The following is a 14556-nucleotide window of genomic DNA, read 5'->3' as shown; positions in this document are numbered from 1 at the left end:
CGTCCCCGTGGAACGACCAACCGGGGATACCCCTTTGTGGGATATCCCCGGTCGGGATCGATCAGGTCATCGAGCGATCGCCTGAGTGGTTCAGACGAGCTCGGTGACGGTACCGCCGGCGGCGGTGATCTTCTCCTTGGCGGAGCCGGAGACGGCGTCGACCGTCACCTGCAGCGCCACGGAGACCTCGCCCTGGCCGAGGACCTTGACGAGGCTGTTCTTGCGAACGGCACCCTTGGCCACCAGGCCCTCGACGGTGACCTCGCCACCCTCGGGGTAGAGCGCGGCCAGCTTGTCGAGGTTCACGACCTGGTACTCGGTCTTGAACGGGTTCTTGAAGCCCTTCAGCTTCGGGAGGCGCATGTGGAGGGGCATCTGCCCACCCTCGAAGCGCTCCGGAACCTGGTAGCGGGCCTTGGTGCCCTTGGTACCACGACCGGCCGTCTTACCCTTCGACGCCTCACCACGACCGACACGGGTCTTGGCGGTCTTGGCGCCCGGGGCGGGACGGAGGTTGTGGATCTTGAGCGGGTTGTTCTCCGCCATGATCAGTCGACCTCCTCGACCGTCACGAGGTGGCGGACGGTGTGCACCATGCCGCGGAACTCGGGGCGGTCCTCCTTGACGACCTGCGTGTTGATGCCCTTGAGACCAAGGGAGCGCAGGGTGTCACGGTGGTTCTGCTTGCTGCCGATGTAGGACTTGACCTGCGTAATCTTGAGCTGCGCCATGATTACGCACCCGCCCCGGCACGCGCACGCAGGAGAGCCGCGGGGGCGACGTCCTCGAGCGGCAGACCACGGCGGGCCGCGATCTCCTCGGGACGCTGCAGGCCCTTGAGGGCCTCCACGGTCGCGTGCACGATGTTGATCGCGTTGTCGGAGCCGAGCGACTTCGACAGCACGTCGTGGATACCGGCGCACTCGAGCACCGCACGCACCGGGCCACCGGCGATAACACCGGTACCGGGGGACGCGGGCTTCAGCAGCACGACGCCGGCCGCCTTCTCACCCTGGATGGGGTGCGGGATGGTGCCCTGGATACGCGGGACCTTGAAGAAGTGCTTCTTGGCCTCCTCAACGCCCTTGGCGATGGCGGCCGGCACCTCCTTGGCCTTGCCGTAACCGACACCCACGGTGCCGTCACCGTCGCCCACCACGACCAGCGCGGTGAAGCTGAAGCGACGACCACCCTTCACAACCTTGGCGACACGGTTGATCGCGACGACACGCTCAACGTAAGCAGTCTTCTCGGCGGCGGCTGCGCCACCGTCACGACCCTTACGGTCCCGCCGCTCGCCGCCACCGGCACCGCCACCGCGGCGCTGGGGTCCAGCCATTGGATTACCTCTCTCTTTCCGCTAGCTACGAGCGGCTCAGAACTTGAGCCCGGCTTCGCGGGCGGCGTCCGCCAGGGCGGCGATGCGCCCGGCGTACTGGTTGCCACCACGGTCGAACACGACAGCCTCGACACCGGCGGCCTTGGCGCGCTCGGCGACCAGGGCGCCGACCTGCTTGGCCTGCGCGGACTTGTCGCCCTCGCCACCGCGGATCGAGGTGTCCAGGGTGGACGCCGACGCAAGGGTGTGACCCTTGAGGTCGTCGATCACCTGGGCCACGATGTGGCGGTTGGAGCGGGTAACGACCAGACGCGGACGCTCCGCCGTTCCGTTGATGTTCTTACGGATCCGGATGTGGCGGCGCTTGATCGCGGCGCGCTTGTAGGCGTCGCCCTTGAGGATCTTCTGTCCGTATGCCATGGCTTACTTACCCGCCTTTCCGACCTTGCGGCGGATGACTTCGCCCTCGTACTTGACGCCCTTGGCCTTGTACGGGTCGGGCTTGCGCAGCTTGCGGATGTTGGCCGCAACCTCGCCGACCTTCTGCTTGTCGATGCCCTCGACCGAGAAGCGGGTCGGGGTCTCCACCTTGAAGGTGATGCCCTCGGGCGCCTCGACGGTGATCGGGTGGCTGTAGCCGAGCGCGAACTCGAGGTTCGAGCCCTTGGCCGTGACGCGGTAACCGACACCGCTGATCTCGAGCTTCTTCACGTAACCCTGGGTCACGCCGGTGATCATGTTCGCCACCAGCGTGCGGGACAGGCCGTGCAGGGCCTTGCTCTGACGCTCGTCGTTGGGGCGGGTGACGTTCAGAACGCCGTCCTCACCCTTGGCGATGTCGATCGGCGCGACAACGGTGTGGGTCAGTTCGCCCTTGGGGCCCTTGACCGAGACCGTACGGCCGTCGATGGTGACGTCCACGCCGGCGGGAACCGTGATGGGGAGCTTGCCAATACGCGACATAGCTGTTTCCTCCGTTCCCTTCCGCTACCAGACGTAGGCGAGGACTTCCCCACCCACGCCCTTCTTGCCGGCCTGCTTGTCGGTGAGGAGCCCGTGCGACGTGGAGATGATCGCCACGCCGAGGCCGCCGAGCACCTTCGGCAGGTTGGTGGACTTCGCGTACACCCGGAGACCGGGCTTGGAGATCCGCTTGATGCCCGCGATGGAGCGCTCACGGTTGGGGCCGAACTTCAGCTCCAGGACGAGGTTCTTGCCGACCTCGGCGTCCTCGATCTTCCAGCCCGTGATGAAGCCCTCCTGCTGGAGGATCTCCGCGATGTGCGACTTGATCTTCGATGCCGGCATCGTCACGGAGTCGTGGTATGCCGAGTTCGCGTTCCGCAGACGCGTAAGCATGTCTGCGATCGGATCAGTCATGGTCATGAATTGGCCTTCGGCCTCTCTCGCCGGGGTTTCCAGGTGCCCATCCCTCTCCTCGATCCGAGACGAGGCGGGTGCGGTGCGGTGGACCTACGGCGTAGTAAGTCGTACGGGCGTCAGGGCGCCCAACCCTCCCAGCCTAAGCCATGGAAGGGTGGGCGCCTGACACGCCCATTGCTTACCGAGAGCTTCGGGAATCCCTAAATCGGGGATTACCAGGAGCTCTTGGTCACGCCCGGCAGCTCGCCACGGTGAGCCATCTCACGAAGGCACACGCGGCACAGGCCGAACTTGCGGTACACGGAGTGGGGACGGCCGCAGCGCTGGCAGCGCGTGTAGCCACGCACGCCGAACTTGGGCTTGCGAGCAGCCTTCGCGATCAGAGCCTTCTTCGCCATCTCGCTCACGCCTCCTTGAAGGGGAAGCCGAGGTGACGAAGGAGCGCACGGCCCTCAGCGTCGTTGGTCGCCGTGGTCACCACGGTGATGTCCATACCCCGGACGCGGTCGATCTTGTCCTGGTCGATCTCGTGGAACATGACCTGCTCCGTGAGACCGAAGGTGTAGTTGCCACGACCGTCGAACTGCTTGGGGGACAGGCCGCGGAAGTCGCGGATGCGCGGCAGCGCGAGCGACAGGGTGCGGTCCAGGAACTCCCACATGCGGTCGCCACGGAGCGTGACGTGGGCACCGATCGGCTGGCCCTCACGCAGCTTGAACTGCGCGATGGACTTGCGGGCCTTGGTGACGGCCGGCTTCTGACCGGTGATGGTGGTCAGGTCGCGGATCGCGCCCTCGATCAGCTTCGAGTCACGGGCGGCGTCGCCGACACCCATGTTGACCACGATCTTGACGAGGCCGGGGATCTGCATGACGTTCTCGTACTTGAACTCGTCACGCAGCTTGCCCGCGATCTCCTCGCGGTACTTCGTCTTGAGACGCGGAGTGGTGGTGGTAGCCATCAGATGTCCTCACCCGTCCGCTTGGCAACGCGGATCTTGTTGCCCTCGTCGTCGAAGCGGTAGCCGACACGCGTGACGACCTTGTTGCCGTCCTTCTCAACGACCAGCTGGACGTTGGAGACGTGGATCGGCGCCTCGGTCGTGACGATGCCGCCGGCCTGCGAACCGCTGGCGGTCGGACCGGCCTTGGTGTGCTTCTTGACCCGGTTGACACCCTCGACCAGGACGCGCTCCTCGCGCGGGTAAGCGGCAATGACCTTGCCCTGCTTGCCCTTGTCCTTGCCGGTGATGACCTGGACCAGGTCGCCCTTCTTGATCTTCATGCTTACAGCACCTCCGGAGCCAGCGAGATGATCTTCATGAACTTCTTCTCGCGCAGCTCACGCCCGACCGGGCCGAAGATGCGGGTGCCGCGAGGGTCGCCGTCGTTCTTCAGAATGACGGCGGCGTTCTCGTCGAAGCGGATGTACGAGCCGTCCGGACGGCGGCGCTCCTTGACGGTGCGAACGATGACCGCCTTGACGACGTCACCCTTCTTCACGTTGCCACCGGGGATCGCGTCCTTCACGGTGGCGACGATGACGTCACCGATGCCCGCGTAGCGGCGACCGGAGCCACCGAGCACACGGATGCAAAGGATTTCCTTCGCACCAGTGTTGTCGGCGACACGCAGTCGCGACTCCTGCTGGATCACGTCTATCTCCTGTTTGTCTGCCGGTTCCCTCCGGGGGTGAGCCGGAGAGCCTGGCGGAACCGTCCTGCCGGGATACCCCAGCAGGAATTGCTTGCCGACCGGGCGGCCCCGTAAGCCGTCTCACGGAGCCGCCAGGAGGCGGTTTCCCTTCGTTCGGGCGAAACCTCGCCGGGAGCGCCCGGCCGGGCCGGAGCCCGGGGACGATCCCCGGCGGGGGCAGCGGGGGCGGACCCCCGCTTGATTACTTCGCCTTCTCGAGGATCTCGACGACGCGCCAGCGCTTCGTCGCGGACAGCGGCCGGGTCTCCGCGAGGAGGACACGGTCGCCGACGCCCGCGGCGTTCTGCTCGTCGTGCGCCTTGAGCTTGTTGGTACGGCGGATGACCTTGCCGTACAGCGCGTGCTTGACGCGGTCCTCGACGGCGACGACGACGGTCTTGTCCATCTTGTCGCTGACGACGAGACCCTCACGGGTCTTGCGGAAGCCGCGGGCCTCTGCAGTCTGCTCAGTCACGTTGCTCTCACTCATCAGGCGCTCTCCACCGTCTCGATGCCCAGCTCGCGCTCACGCATCAGGGTGTAGATCCGCGCGATGTCCTTACGGACGGCCTTGAGCCGACCGTGGTTCTCGAGCTGACCGGTCGCCGCCTGGAAGCGGAGGTTGAACAGCTCTTCCTTGGCCTCGCGGAGCTTCGCGAGAAGCTCCTCGTTGCCCAGCTCGCGCAGCTCGGACGCCTTGGTACCGGCCGACATCACGCTTCACCTGCCTCGCGCTTGACGATCCGGCACTTCATCGGCAGCTTGTGAGCCGCACGAGTGAGGGCCTCACGCGCAATCTTCTCGTTGGGGTACGACAGCTCGAACATCACGCGTCCGGGCTTGACGTTGGCGATCCACCACTCCGGAGAACCCTTACCGGAACCCATGCGGGTCTCGGCGGGCTTCTTGGTGAGCGGGCGGTCCGGGTAGATGTTGATCCAGACCTTGCCACCACGCTTGATGTGACGCGTCATGGCGATACGAGCGGCCTCGATCTGACGGTTCGTCACATACGCCGGGGTGAGCGCCTGGATGCCGTACTCGCCGAACGCGACCGTCGTGCCACCCTTGGCAGCGCCGCTGCGTCCCGGGTGGTGCTGCTTGCGGTGCTTGACCCTACGGGGGATCAGCATGTCGGTCAGGCCTCCGTTCCGGTGCTCTCAGCCGGAGCGGACGCGGGAGCCTCGGCCTTGGGGGCCTCGGCGCCGGCAGCCTGCTGCGGCTTGCGACCGCGCCCACCACGCTCGCCACCGCGGCCACCACGGGCCGGGCGGTCGGCGCCACCGCGGGCCGGGCGGTTACCCGCACGGGCAGCGGCGTTCTCGGCGCGGACCTCGGCGATGTTCTTGACGTCGCCCTTGTAGATCCAGACCTTCACACCGATGCGGCCGAAGGTCGTCTTGGCCTCGAAGAAGCCGTAGTCCACGTTCGCGCGGAGCGTGTGCAGGGGCACGCGGCCCTCGCGGTAGAACTCCGAGCGGGACATCTCGGCGCCGCCGAGGCGGCCACCGCACTGGATCTTGATGCCCTTTGCGCCGGCCTTCATCGCCGACTGCATGCTCTTGCGCATGGCACGGCGGAAGGAGACGCGGGAGGAGAGCTGCTCGGCGACGGCCTGCGCGACCAGCTGAGCGTCCGTCTCGGGGTTCTTGACCTCGAGGATGTTCAGCTGGACCTGCTTGCCCGTGAGCTTCTCGAGGTCACCGCGGATGCGGTCGGCCTCGGCACCACGGCGGCCGATGACGATGCCCGGACGAGCGGTGTGGATGTCCACCCGCACGCGGTCACGGGTGCGCTCGATCTCCACCTTGGAGATGCCGGCGCGCTCCATGCCGGACGTCATCATCCGACGGATGGCGACGTCTTCCTTGACGTAGTCCTTGTACAGCTTGTCGGCGTACCACCGGGACTTGAAGTCCGTGGTGACACCGAGCCGGAACCCATGCGGGTTAACCTTCTGGCCCATTACCGGGTTCCTTCCTTGCTGCTGACGACCACGGTGATGTGGCTGGTCCGCTTGCGGATCCGGTAGGCGCGGCCCTGGGCACGCGGACGGAACCGCTTCAGGGTCGGGCCCTCGTCGACGTACGCCTCGGAGATGAAGAGGCTGTCGGCGTCGGTGTGGTCGTAGTTGTGCGCGGCGTTGGCGATGGCGCTGTCGAGCACCTTGCCGACGGGCACGGAGGCTGCCTGCGGAGCGAATCGCAGAACAGCCTGAGCCTCCGTGGCGTCCATGCCACGGATAAGGTCCACCACGCGGCGGGCCTTCATGGGCGTAACGCGGATGTACCGCGCCTGGGCCCTGGCTTCCATGGTTGTCCCTCTCAGTTACTTACGTGTCTGAATGCGATCCGCTGCTAGCGGCGCTTCGACTTCCGGTCGTCCTTGACGTGACCCCGGAAGGTGCGCGTCGGCGAGAACTCGCCGAGCTTGTGGCCGACCATCGACTCGGTGACGAACACCGGGATGTGGGTCTTGCCGTTGTGCACCGCGATCGTGTGGCCGAGCATGGCCGGGACGATCATCGAGCGACGGGACCAGGTCTTGATGACGTTCTTGGAACCGGCTTCGTTCTGGGCGTCCACCTTCTTGATCAGGTGGTCGTCGACGAAGGGCCCCTTCTTGAGACTGCGCGGCATCTGAACCCGCTCCTAGCGCTTCTTGTTCGTCTTGCGGCGGCGGACGATGTACTTGTTCGACGCCTTCTTGGGCGAACGAGTACGTCCTTCCTTCTGGCCCCAGGGGCTGACCGGGTGGCGACCACCGGAGGTCTTGCCCTCACCACCACCGTGGGGGTGGTCAACCGGGTTCATCGCCACACCGCGAACGGTCGGGCGGACGCCCAGCCAGCGCTTGCGGCCGGCCTTGCCCCAGTTGATGTTGCTCTGCTCGGCGTTGCCGACCTCGCCGACCGTGGCGCGGCAGCGCTGGTCGACCAGGCGGATCTCACCGGAGGGCATGCGGAGGTGGGCCATCGTGCCCTCCTTCGCGAGCAACTGCACGGAGGCACCGGCGGAGCGGGCGAACTTGGCGCCCCCACCCGGACGAAGCTCCACGGAGTGGATCGTCGTACCGACCGGGATGTTGCGCAGCGCCAGGTTGTTGCCGGGCTTGATGTCGGCGCCGGGACCGTTCTCGATCCGGTCGCCCTGGGTCAGGCCCTTCGGCGCCAGGATGTAGCGCTTCTCGCCGTCCGCGTAGTGGAGCAGCGCGATGCGCGCGGTGCGGTTGGGGTCGTACTCGATGTGCGCGACCTTCGCCGGCACGCCGTCCTTGTCGTGACGACGGAAGTCGATCACGCGGTAGGCGCGCTTGTGTCCGCCACCCTGGTGGCGAACGGTCACACGACCGGCGTTGTTACGGCCGCCCTTGCTGTGCAGGGGGCGGACCAGCGACTTCTCCGGCGTGGACCGCGTGACCTCGACGAAGTCGGCGACGCTGGAACCACGACGGCCCGGCGTAGTCGGCTTGTACTTGCGGATTCCCATTTCTCAGTCCTCGTCCGATATCGGACGATCCGACCCGCTTACGCGGTCGGACCGCCGAAGATGTCGATACGGTCGCCCTCGGCGAGGGTCACGATCGCGCGCTTGGTCGCCGCACGCTGGCCGAACCCGGTGCGGGTCCGCTTGCGCTTGCCGATGCGGTTGATCGTGTTGACCCCGGTGACCTTGACCGAGAAGACCGCCTGGACGGCCTGCTTGATCTGGGTCTTGTTGGCGTTCGGGTCGACGATGAACGTGTACTTGTTCTCGTCCAGGAGCGCGTAGCTCTTCTCCGACACGACCGGCTTGAGCAGCACGTCACGGGGGTCCGTGTACGACTTGCTCAGCGGCGTGACGACGGTGTTCTTGCCCTCGGTGGCGTGGCGGCGCGCCTTGGCGACGCGGGCGGCCTTGGCCTTCTTCGCGGCCTTCGAGGCAATGGCGGGGTGACGGATGGCCATCAGACCTCGCTCCCTTCGGTGTCATTGGCCTTCGGGCCGGACACGAAGGACTCGAAGGCGGCCTGGGTGAAGACCACGTCGTCGGAGACGAGAACGTCGTACGTGTTCAGCTGGCCCGGCTCCAGGATGTGGACCTGGGGCAGGTTGCGGGCGGACAGCCACGCGGCCTCGTCGGCGCGGTCGACGACCAGGAGCAGGTTCTTGCGCTCCGAGATCTTGCCGAACAGCGTCCGGGCGGCCTTCGTCGAGGGGCTGTCGCCCTCGATGACGCCGGAGACGACGTGGATGCGGTTGTGGCGGGCCCGGTCGGTGAGGGCGTGACGCAGGGCGGCAGCCTTCATCTTCTTCGGGGTCCGCTGCGAGTAGTCGCGCGGCTGCGGGCCGTGGACGACGCCACCGCCGGCGAACTGCGGCGCGCGGGTCGAACCCTGACGGGCGCGACCGGTGCCCTTCTGGCGGTACGGCTTCTTGCCACCGCCGCGGACCTCGCCACGGGTCTTGGTCTTGTGCGTGCCCTGACGGGCAGCCGCCAGCTGCGCGACGACGACCTGGTGGATCAGCGGGATGCTGACCTTCTCCACGCCGAAGATCTCCGCGGGGAGCTCGACGGAACCGGCCTTCTCGCCGGCAGGCGAAAGGATGTCAACAGTACTCATCGGTTACCTCAGGCCCCCTTGGCCGCGGTGCGGACCAGGACGAGGCCGCCGTTCGGACCGGGAACCGCGCCCTTGATGAGCAGCAGACCCTTCTCCGCGTCAACGGCGTGGACGGTCAGGTTCTGGGTGGTGACGCGCTCGTTGCCCATGCGACCCGCCATGCGGAGGCCCTTGAACACGCGGCCCGGGGTGGCGCAGCCACCGATGGAACCGGGCGAGCGGTGCTTGCGCTGGGTGCCGTGACCGGCGCCGAGGCCCTTGAAGTTGTGACGCTTCATGACACCGGCGAAGCCCTTGCCCTTGCTCTTGCCGGTGACGTCGACCTTGATCCCGGCCTCGAACACCTCGGCGGTGATCTCCTGGCCGAGGGTGTACTCGGAGGCGTCCGCGGTGCGGATCTCGACGAGGTGGCGGCGCGGCGTCACGTCGGCCTTGGCGAAGTGGCCCTTGAGGGGCTTGTTCACCTTGCGCGGGTCGATCTCGCCGAAGGCGATCTGGACCGACTCGTAGCCGTCGCTGTCGTTCGTACGCACCTGGGTGACGACGTTGGGGCCGGCCTTGACGACGGTGACCGGAACAACACGGTTGTTCTCGTCCCACACCTGCGTCATGCCGAGCTTCTCGCCCAGGATGCCCTTGATCTGCTTGGTCATTCTCAGCTCACCGGCCCTCAGAGCTTGATCTCGATGTCGACACCGGCCGGGAGGTCGAGTCGCATCAGAGAGTCAACGGTCTTGGGCGTCGGGTCGAGGATGTCGATCAGGCGCTTGTGCGTGCGCATCTCGAAGTGCTCGCGCGAGTCCTTGTACTTGTGCGGCGACTTGATGACGCAGTACACGTTCTTCTCAGTGGGCAGCGGCACCGGGCCCGCGACCGACGCACCAGTACGGGTCACCGTCTCGACGATCTTCTTCGCCGAGGAGTCGATGACCTCGTGGTCGTAGGCCTTGAGCCGGATGCGGATCTTCTGTCCCGCCATGGCTACTCAGTAGTCCTGTCTCTTCTACAGCTCTGGAACCCGGTGTTCCCTTGACTTTCGCCGACCCACGCGGTCGGGTGTGTCGCATCCCCGCCGACATGGATGTCCCTTGTTCGAACATCCCTGCGGGAATGAGGTCCACCGGACGCCTGGCCGGTGCCGCACCGACACTTCCCGAAAGATTCCCGTACGTCCGCCCCAGCGCTGCCATCAGGCAGTTAGGACGACGAGTACTGTGGGACTCGCTTCCGGTCCTCCCGGCGGGAGGCGCGCAGCATCAACACTCGACCGAGCAACCCCGCTAGTCTGCCATACGGGGCAGGGGCCTGGCCAATCGAGCCGGAGACAATACCCCGAGCGTGACGCAGGTCAAACACGGAGCCCCTTTGGCTGTCCCCACCTCGCGGCCACTGGGCTGCCGGATGGTCCCGACCCTTCCCCCTCCGCCACGGTGGTGATCACAGCCGAGCACGTTCCCGAAGGGACACCGCCGTGCGCCTCCTCGCCGCCACCACCGCCGTCCTGGCCCTGACCGCGGGAGCCTCTCCCGCCGCCCACGGAAGCCCACCGAGCGCCGACGGCCTGTGGCGCATGGACGGCTATGGCACCGTCCTCGCCCTCGGCCAGGGCGCGTACCAGGAGTACCAGACCACGTCCGTGAGCTGCCTCAAGGGCGACACCGCCCGGCAGACGGGCCCGGGAACGGACACCTCGGACGGCGACGTCCTGACCGTACGGCTCGCCCACGACCGGAACCACGCCTCGGTCACCACCGACAGCGAGGTGGGCCACCGCCGCCTGCACCGCATCGCAGCGCTCCCGAAGGCGTGCACCTCCCCCTCCCCCAGCGACCCCCGCACCGCCTTCGGCGTCTTCTGGCAGTCCTTCGAGGAGAACTACCCCCACAGGAGATCTTCATGGACGAGGACGCCTGACTCGCGAGGTCACCAGCCCAGCAGGCACAACGGACAAGCGAAAGGGCCCGTACGACCGAAGTCGTACGGGCCCTTTCTGAGGCCTAGCGGCTCAGGGTCACTTGGTGATCTTGGTGACCTGGCCGGCGCCGACCGTCCGGCCACCCTCGCGGATGGCGAACTTCAGGCCCTCTTCCATGGCGATGGGCTGGATGAGCTCGACCTTCATCTCAGTGTTGTCGCCCGGCATGACCATCTCGGTGCCCTCGGGGAGGGTCACGACGCCGGTCACGTCCGTGGTACGGAAGTAGAACTGCGGACGGTAGTTGTTGAAGAACGGCGTGTGGCGGCCACCCTCGTCCTTGGACAGGATGTAGGCCTGCGCCTCGAACTCGGTGTGCGGGGTGACCGAGCCCGGCTTGATGATGACCTGGCCGCGCTCGACGTCCTCGCGCTTGATGCCGCGGAGCAGCAGACCGACGTTCTCACCGGCCTGACCCTCGTCGAGCAGCTTGCGGAACATCTCGATGCCGGTGACCGTGGTGGTGGTCTTCTCGTTCTTGATGCCGATGATGTCCACGGTCTCGTTGACCTTGAGGACACCACGCTCGATACGGCCGGTGACGACCGTACCGCGACCGGTGATCGTGAAGACGTCCTCGATCGGCATGAGGAACGGCTTGTCGACGTCGCGCTCCGGCTCCGGGATCGCGGTGTCGACGGCGGCCATCAGGTCCAGGACCGACTGGCCCCACTCCTTGTCGCCCTCGAGCGCCTTGAGCGCGGAGACCTTGACGACCGGAACGTCGTCGCCCGGGAACTCGTACTCGGAGAGCAGCTCACGGACCTCGAGCTCGACGAGCTCCAGGATCTCCTCGTCGTCCACCATGTCGGCCTTGTTGAGGGCGACGACGATGTACGGAACGCCGACCTGGCGGGCCAGGAGCACGTGCTCCTTGGTCTGCGGCATCGGGCCGTCCGTGGCGGCGACAACGAGGATGGCGCCGTCCATCTGCGCCGCACCCGTGATCATGTTCTTGATGTAGTCCGCGTGACCGGGGCAGTCGACGTGGGCGTAGTGACGGGTCTCCGTCTGGTACTCGACGTGCGCGATGGAGATGGTGATACCGCGCTGGCGCTCTTCGGGAGCCTTGTCGATCTGGTCGAACGCCGAGGCCTCGTTCAGGTCCGGGAACGCGTCGTGCAGCACCTTGGTAATGGCGGCCGTGAGGGTCGTCTTACCGTGGTCGATGTGACCGATGGTGCCGATGTTGACGTGCGGCTTAGTCCGCTCGAACTTCGCCTTCGCCACTGGGGTCCTCCTGTGGAGTGGTTCTGTACGCCTTACTTCATCGGCGCCAGGTGATCTTTGCTGGATGGCCCGGATCCCCGGGGCATTCCTCCACTGTTGCGGTGGAATGCCCTGGGAGGCTCCGGAGTCAAGCCTACGGCGTGTGAACGCGGTGCGTTAACGCGGTGCGCTACTCGCCCTTGGCCTTCGCGATGATCTCCTCGGCGACGTTCCGCGGAACCTCGGCGTAGGAGTCGAACTGCATGGAGTAGCTGGCCCGGCCGGACGTCTTGCTGCGCAGGTCGCCGACGTAACCGAACATCTCCGAGAGGGGCACGAGGCCCTTCACGACGCGGGCACCGGCCCGCTCCTCCATGGCCTGGATCTGGCCACGGCGGGAGTTGATGTCGCCGATGACCTCACCCATGTAGTCCTCGGGCGTGGTGACCTCGACGGCCATCATCGGCTCGAGCAGCACGGGGCTGGCCTTGCGCGCGGCCTCCTTGAAGGCCTGCGAACCGGCGATCTTGAAGGCGAGCTCGGAGGAGTCGACCTCGTGGTAGCCACCGTCGTGCAGGATCACACGGACGCCGGTCATCTCGTAGCCGGCGAGGATGCCGAACTGCATGGCCTCCTGCGCGCCCGCGTCCACCGAGGGGATGTACTCCTTGGGGATGCGGCCACCGGTCACCTTGTTGATGAACTCGTACGACGCGTCGCCGCCCTCGATCGGCTCGATGCCGATCTGGACCTTGGCGAACTGACCCGTACCACCGGTCTGCTTCTTGTGCGTGTAGTCCACGCGCTCGACGGCCTTGCGGATCGTCTCGCGGTAGGCCACCTGCGGCTTGCCGACGTTGGCCTCGACCTTGAACTCACGGCGCATACGGTCGACCAGCACCTCGAGGTGCAGTTCGCCCATACCGCCGATGATGGTCTGGCCGGTCTCCTCGTCCGAGTGAACCTGGAAGGACGGGTCCTCCTCGGCCAGGCGCTGGATCGCGACGCCCAGCTTCTCCTGGTCGCCCTTCGACTTGGGCTCGATGGCGACCTGGATGACCGGCGCCGGGAAGTCCATGGACTCCAGGATCACCGGGGCCTTGTCGTCGCACAGCGTCTCACCGGTCGTGGTCTGCTTCAGACCCATGACGGCGATGATGTCGCCGGCGCCCACCGAGTCGATCTCCTCACGCTTGTTCGCGTGCATGCGGTAGATCTTGCCGATGCGCTCCTTCTTGCCCTTGACGGAGTTCAGCACCGAGGTGCCGGACTCCAGGCGGCCCGAGTAGACCCGGACGAAGGTGAGCTTGCCGAGGTGCGGGTCGCTCATGATCTTGAACGCGAGGGCCGACAGCGGCTCGTCCTCGGACGGCTTGCGCTTGACGACCTCCTCCGGGTCGTTGACGGCGTGGCCCTCGATGGCCTCGACGTCGAGCGGGGAGGGGAGGTAGCGCACGACCGCGTCGAGCAGGGGCTGGACGCCCTTGTTCTTGAACGCGGTACCGCAGAACACCGGGGTGACCGTGGTGTCCTTGGACTTGCCGGACGCGATGGTGATGCGACGGATCGCGGCGTACAGCTGCTCCTCGGTGGGCTCGACGCCCTCGAGGTACAGCTCCATGATCTCCTCGTCGTTCTCGGCCACGGCCTCGAGCAGCTTGCCGCGGTACTCCTCGGCAGCCTCGGTGTGCGTGTCCGGGATGTCGACGACGTCGTACATCTCGCCCTTGGTGGCCTCGGCGGACCACACGAGCGCCTTCATGCGGACCAGGTCCACGACGCCCTTGAAGTCGGCCTCGGCACCGATCGGGAGCTGCATGACGATCGGCTGAGCGCCCAGGCGGTCCGAGATCATGTCCACGCAGCGGTGGAACTCGGCACCCGTGCGGTCGAGCTTGTTCACGAAGCAGATACGCGGAACGCCGTAGCGGTCCGCCTGACGCCACACCGTCTCGGACTGGGGCTCGACGCCGGCGACGCCGTCGAACACCGTCACGGCACCGTCGAGCACACGCAGCGAACGCTCCACCTCGACGGTGAAGTCGACGTGGCCCGGCGTGTCGATGATGTTGATGGTGTGGTCGACGTCTTCCAGCGGCCAGTGACAGGTGGTGGCAGCAGAGGTGATCGTGATGCCACGCTCCTGCTCCTGCTCCATCCAGTCCATGGTGGCAGCGCCGTCGTGGACCTCACCGATCTTGTACGAGACGCCGGTGTAGAACAGGATCCGCTCGGTGGTGGTCGTCTTGCCCGCGTCGATGTGGGCCATGATCCCGATGTTGCGGACCTTGGCCAGGTCAAGTGAAGTGGTAGCCATAAGGCTTCAGTCTTCTCTCGGTCTCGATGTGGGTAGC

At 66.4% G+C, this 14556-nt stretch carries 23 protein-coding genes; all 23 read right to left on the bottom strand.

Going from position 1 to position 14556, the window contains the following annotated elements; all coding sequences use genetic code 11:
- Window positions 1–90 precede the first annotated feature (90 nt).
- Window positions 91–546: a 50S ribosomal protein L15 gene (rplO, locus tag ACIRVK_RS04095; RefSeq protein WP_006140897.1), complete on the bottom strand. Its 456-nt coding sequence runs from the start codon at window positions 544–546 to the stop codon at window positions 91–93.
- A gap of 2 nt (window positions 547–548) precedes the next feature.
- Complete coding sequence (gene rpmD, locus ACIRVK_RS04090) at window positions 549–731, bottom strand: 50S ribosomal protein L30 (protein ID WP_003974250.1); 183 nt, start codon at window positions 729–731, stop codon at window positions 549–551.
- A gap of 2 nt (window positions 732–733) precedes the next feature.
- Entirely contained in the window at window positions 734–1339 is a 606-nt protein-coding gene (gene rpsE, locus ACIRVK_RS04085; protein ID WP_009190144.1) for a 30S ribosomal protein S5, read from the bottom strand.
- A gap of 36 nt (window positions 1340–1375) precedes the next feature.
- A complete protein-coding gene (gene rplR, locus ACIRVK_RS04080) occupies window positions 1376–1759 on the bottom strand; it encodes a 50S ribosomal protein L18 (RefSeq protein WP_133043287.1) in 384 nt (127 codons plus the stop codon).
- Window positions 1760–1762: 3 nt separating this feature from the next.
- Entirely contained in the window at window positions 1763–2302 is a 540-nt protein-coding gene (gene rplF, locus ACIRVK_RS04075) for a 50S ribosomal protein L6 (RefSeq protein ID WP_404243696.1), read from the bottom strand.
- Between the two features lie 24 nt (window positions 2303–2326).
- Window positions 2327–2725 carry a 30S ribosomal protein S8 gene (gene rpsH, locus ACIRVK_RS04070; RefSeq protein ID WP_007494756.1) on the bottom strand — a complete coding sequence of 133 codons (399 nt, stop codon included), beginning with the start codon at window positions 2723–2725 and terminating at the stop codon, window positions 2327–2329.
- 209 nt (window positions 2726–2934) lie between these two features.
- Window positions 2935–3120, bottom strand: coding sequence for a type Z 30S ribosomal protein S14 (locus ACIRVK_RS04065; RefSeq protein ID WP_003948630.1), 186 nt, complete (start codon window positions 3118–3120; stop codon window positions 2935–2937).
- Window positions 3121–3125: 5 nt separating this feature from the next.
- On the bottom strand, window positions 3126–3683 hold the full coding sequence (rplE, locus tag ACIRVK_RS04060) for a 50S ribosomal protein L5 (RefSeq protein WP_007494758.1): 558 nt from the start codon (window positions 3681–3683) through the stop codon (window positions 3126–3128).
- A complete protein-coding gene (gene rplX, locus ACIRVK_RS04055) occupies window positions 3683–4006 on the bottom strand; it encodes a 50S ribosomal protein L24 (RefSeq protein ID WP_030930498.1) in 324 nt (107 codons plus the stop codon). Before rplX ends, rplE begins: the two co-directional genes overlap by 1 nt.
- A 2-nt stretch (window positions 4007–4008) precedes the next feature.
- Window positions 4009–4377: a 50S ribosomal protein L14 gene (gene rplN, locus ACIRVK_RS04050; protein WP_003998823.1), complete on the bottom strand. Its 369-nt coding sequence runs from the start codon at window positions 4375–4377 to the stop codon at window positions 4009–4011.
- 241 nt (window positions 4378–4618) lie between these two features.
- The gene (gene rpsQ / locus ACIRVK_RS04045; RefSeq protein ID WP_007384073.1) at window positions 4619–4906 is read right to left on the bottom strand and encodes a 30S ribosomal protein S17; all 288 of its coding nucleotides are present in this window, start codon (window positions 4904–4906) and stop codon (window positions 4619–4621) included.
- Window positions 4906–5130: a 50S ribosomal protein L29 gene (gene rpmC / locus ACIRVK_RS04040; protein ID WP_003974259.1), complete on the bottom strand. Its 225-nt coding sequence runs from the start codon at window positions 5128–5130 to the stop codon at window positions 4906–4908. Before rpmC ends, rpsQ begins: the two co-directional genes overlap by 1 nt.
- The gene (gene rplP, locus ACIRVK_RS04035; protein WP_007494765.1) at window positions 5130–5549 is read right to left on the bottom strand and encodes a 50S ribosomal protein L16; all 420 of its coding nucleotides are present in this window, start codon (window positions 5547–5549) and stop codon (window positions 5130–5132) included. Before rplP ends, rpmC begins: the two co-directional genes overlap by 1 nt.
- Before the next feature lie 5 nt (window positions 5550–5554).
- Window positions 5555–6382: a 30S ribosomal protein S3 gene (rpsC, locus tag ACIRVK_RS04030; RefSeq protein WP_116148545.1), complete on the bottom strand. Its 828-nt coding sequence runs from the start codon at window positions 6380–6382 to the stop codon at window positions 5555–5557.
- Window positions 6382–6729, bottom strand: coding sequence for a 50S ribosomal protein L22 (rplV, locus tag ACIRVK_RS04025; RefSeq protein ID WP_003974262.1), 348 nt, complete (start codon window positions 6727–6729; stop codon window positions 6382–6384). The genes rpsC and rplV overlap by 1 nt, the downstream gene beginning before the upstream one ends.
- A gap of 44 nt (window positions 6730–6773) precedes the next feature.
- Window positions 6774–7055, bottom strand: a complete 282-nt coding sequence (gene rpsS, locus ACIRVK_RS04020) for a 30S ribosomal protein S19 (protein WP_007384069.1) — start codon at window positions 7053–7055, stop codon at window positions 6774–6776.
- 12 nt (window positions 7056–7067) lie between these two features.
- Window positions 7068–7904, bottom strand: a complete 837-nt coding sequence (rplB, locus tag ACIRVK_RS04015) for a 50S ribosomal protein L2 (protein WP_058923763.1) — start codon at window positions 7902–7904, stop codon at window positions 7068–7070.
- A 38-nt stretch (window positions 7905–7942) separates the two neighbouring features.
- Window positions 7943–8362 carry a 50S ribosomal protein L23 gene (rplW, locus tag ACIRVK_RS04010; protein ID WP_404243691.1) on the bottom strand — a complete coding sequence of 140 codons (420 nt, stop codon included), beginning with the start codon at window positions 8360–8362 and terminating at the stop codon, window positions 7943–7945.
- Window positions 8362–9018, bottom strand: coding sequence for a 50S ribosomal protein L4 (gene rplD / locus ACIRVK_RS04005; RefSeq protein WP_404243689.1), 657 nt, complete (start codon window positions 9016–9018; stop codon window positions 8362–8364). Before rplD ends, rplW begins: the two co-directional genes overlap by 1 nt.
- Before the next feature lie 8 nt (window positions 9019–9026).
- On the bottom strand, window positions 9027–9671 hold the full coding sequence (gene rplC, locus ACIRVK_RS04000; protein ID WP_210572712.1) for a 50S ribosomal protein L3: 645 nt from the start codon (window positions 9669–9671) through the stop codon (window positions 9027–9029).
- 17 nt (window positions 9672–9688) lie between these two features.
- On the bottom strand, window positions 9689–9997 hold the full coding sequence (gene rpsJ, locus ACIRVK_RS03995; protein WP_003948644.1) for a 30S ribosomal protein S10: 309 nt from the start codon (window positions 9995–9997) through the stop codon (window positions 9689–9691).
- Between the two features lie 1032 nt (window positions 9998–11029).
- On the bottom strand, window positions 11030–12223 hold the full coding sequence (gene tuf / locus ACIRVK_RS03990; protein ID WP_133043296.1) for an elongation factor Tu: 1194 nt from the start codon (window positions 12221–12223) through the stop codon (window positions 11030–11032).
- A gap of 169 nt (window positions 12224–12392) precedes the next feature.
- Complete coding sequence (gene fusA, locus ACIRVK_RS03985) at window positions 12393–14519, bottom strand: elongation factor G (RefSeq protein ID WP_404243686.1); 2127 nt, start codon at window positions 14517–14519, stop codon at window positions 12393–12395.
- Window positions 14520–14556 lie beyond the last annotated feature (37 nt).

Source organism: Streptomyces sp. NPDC101152 (assembly GCF_044768275.1).
Classification (GTDB): Bacteria; Actinomycetota; Actinomycetes; order Streptomycetales; family Streptomycetaceae; genus Streptomyces.
This window is presented reverse-complemented; position numbering and strand designations above follow the sequence as displayed.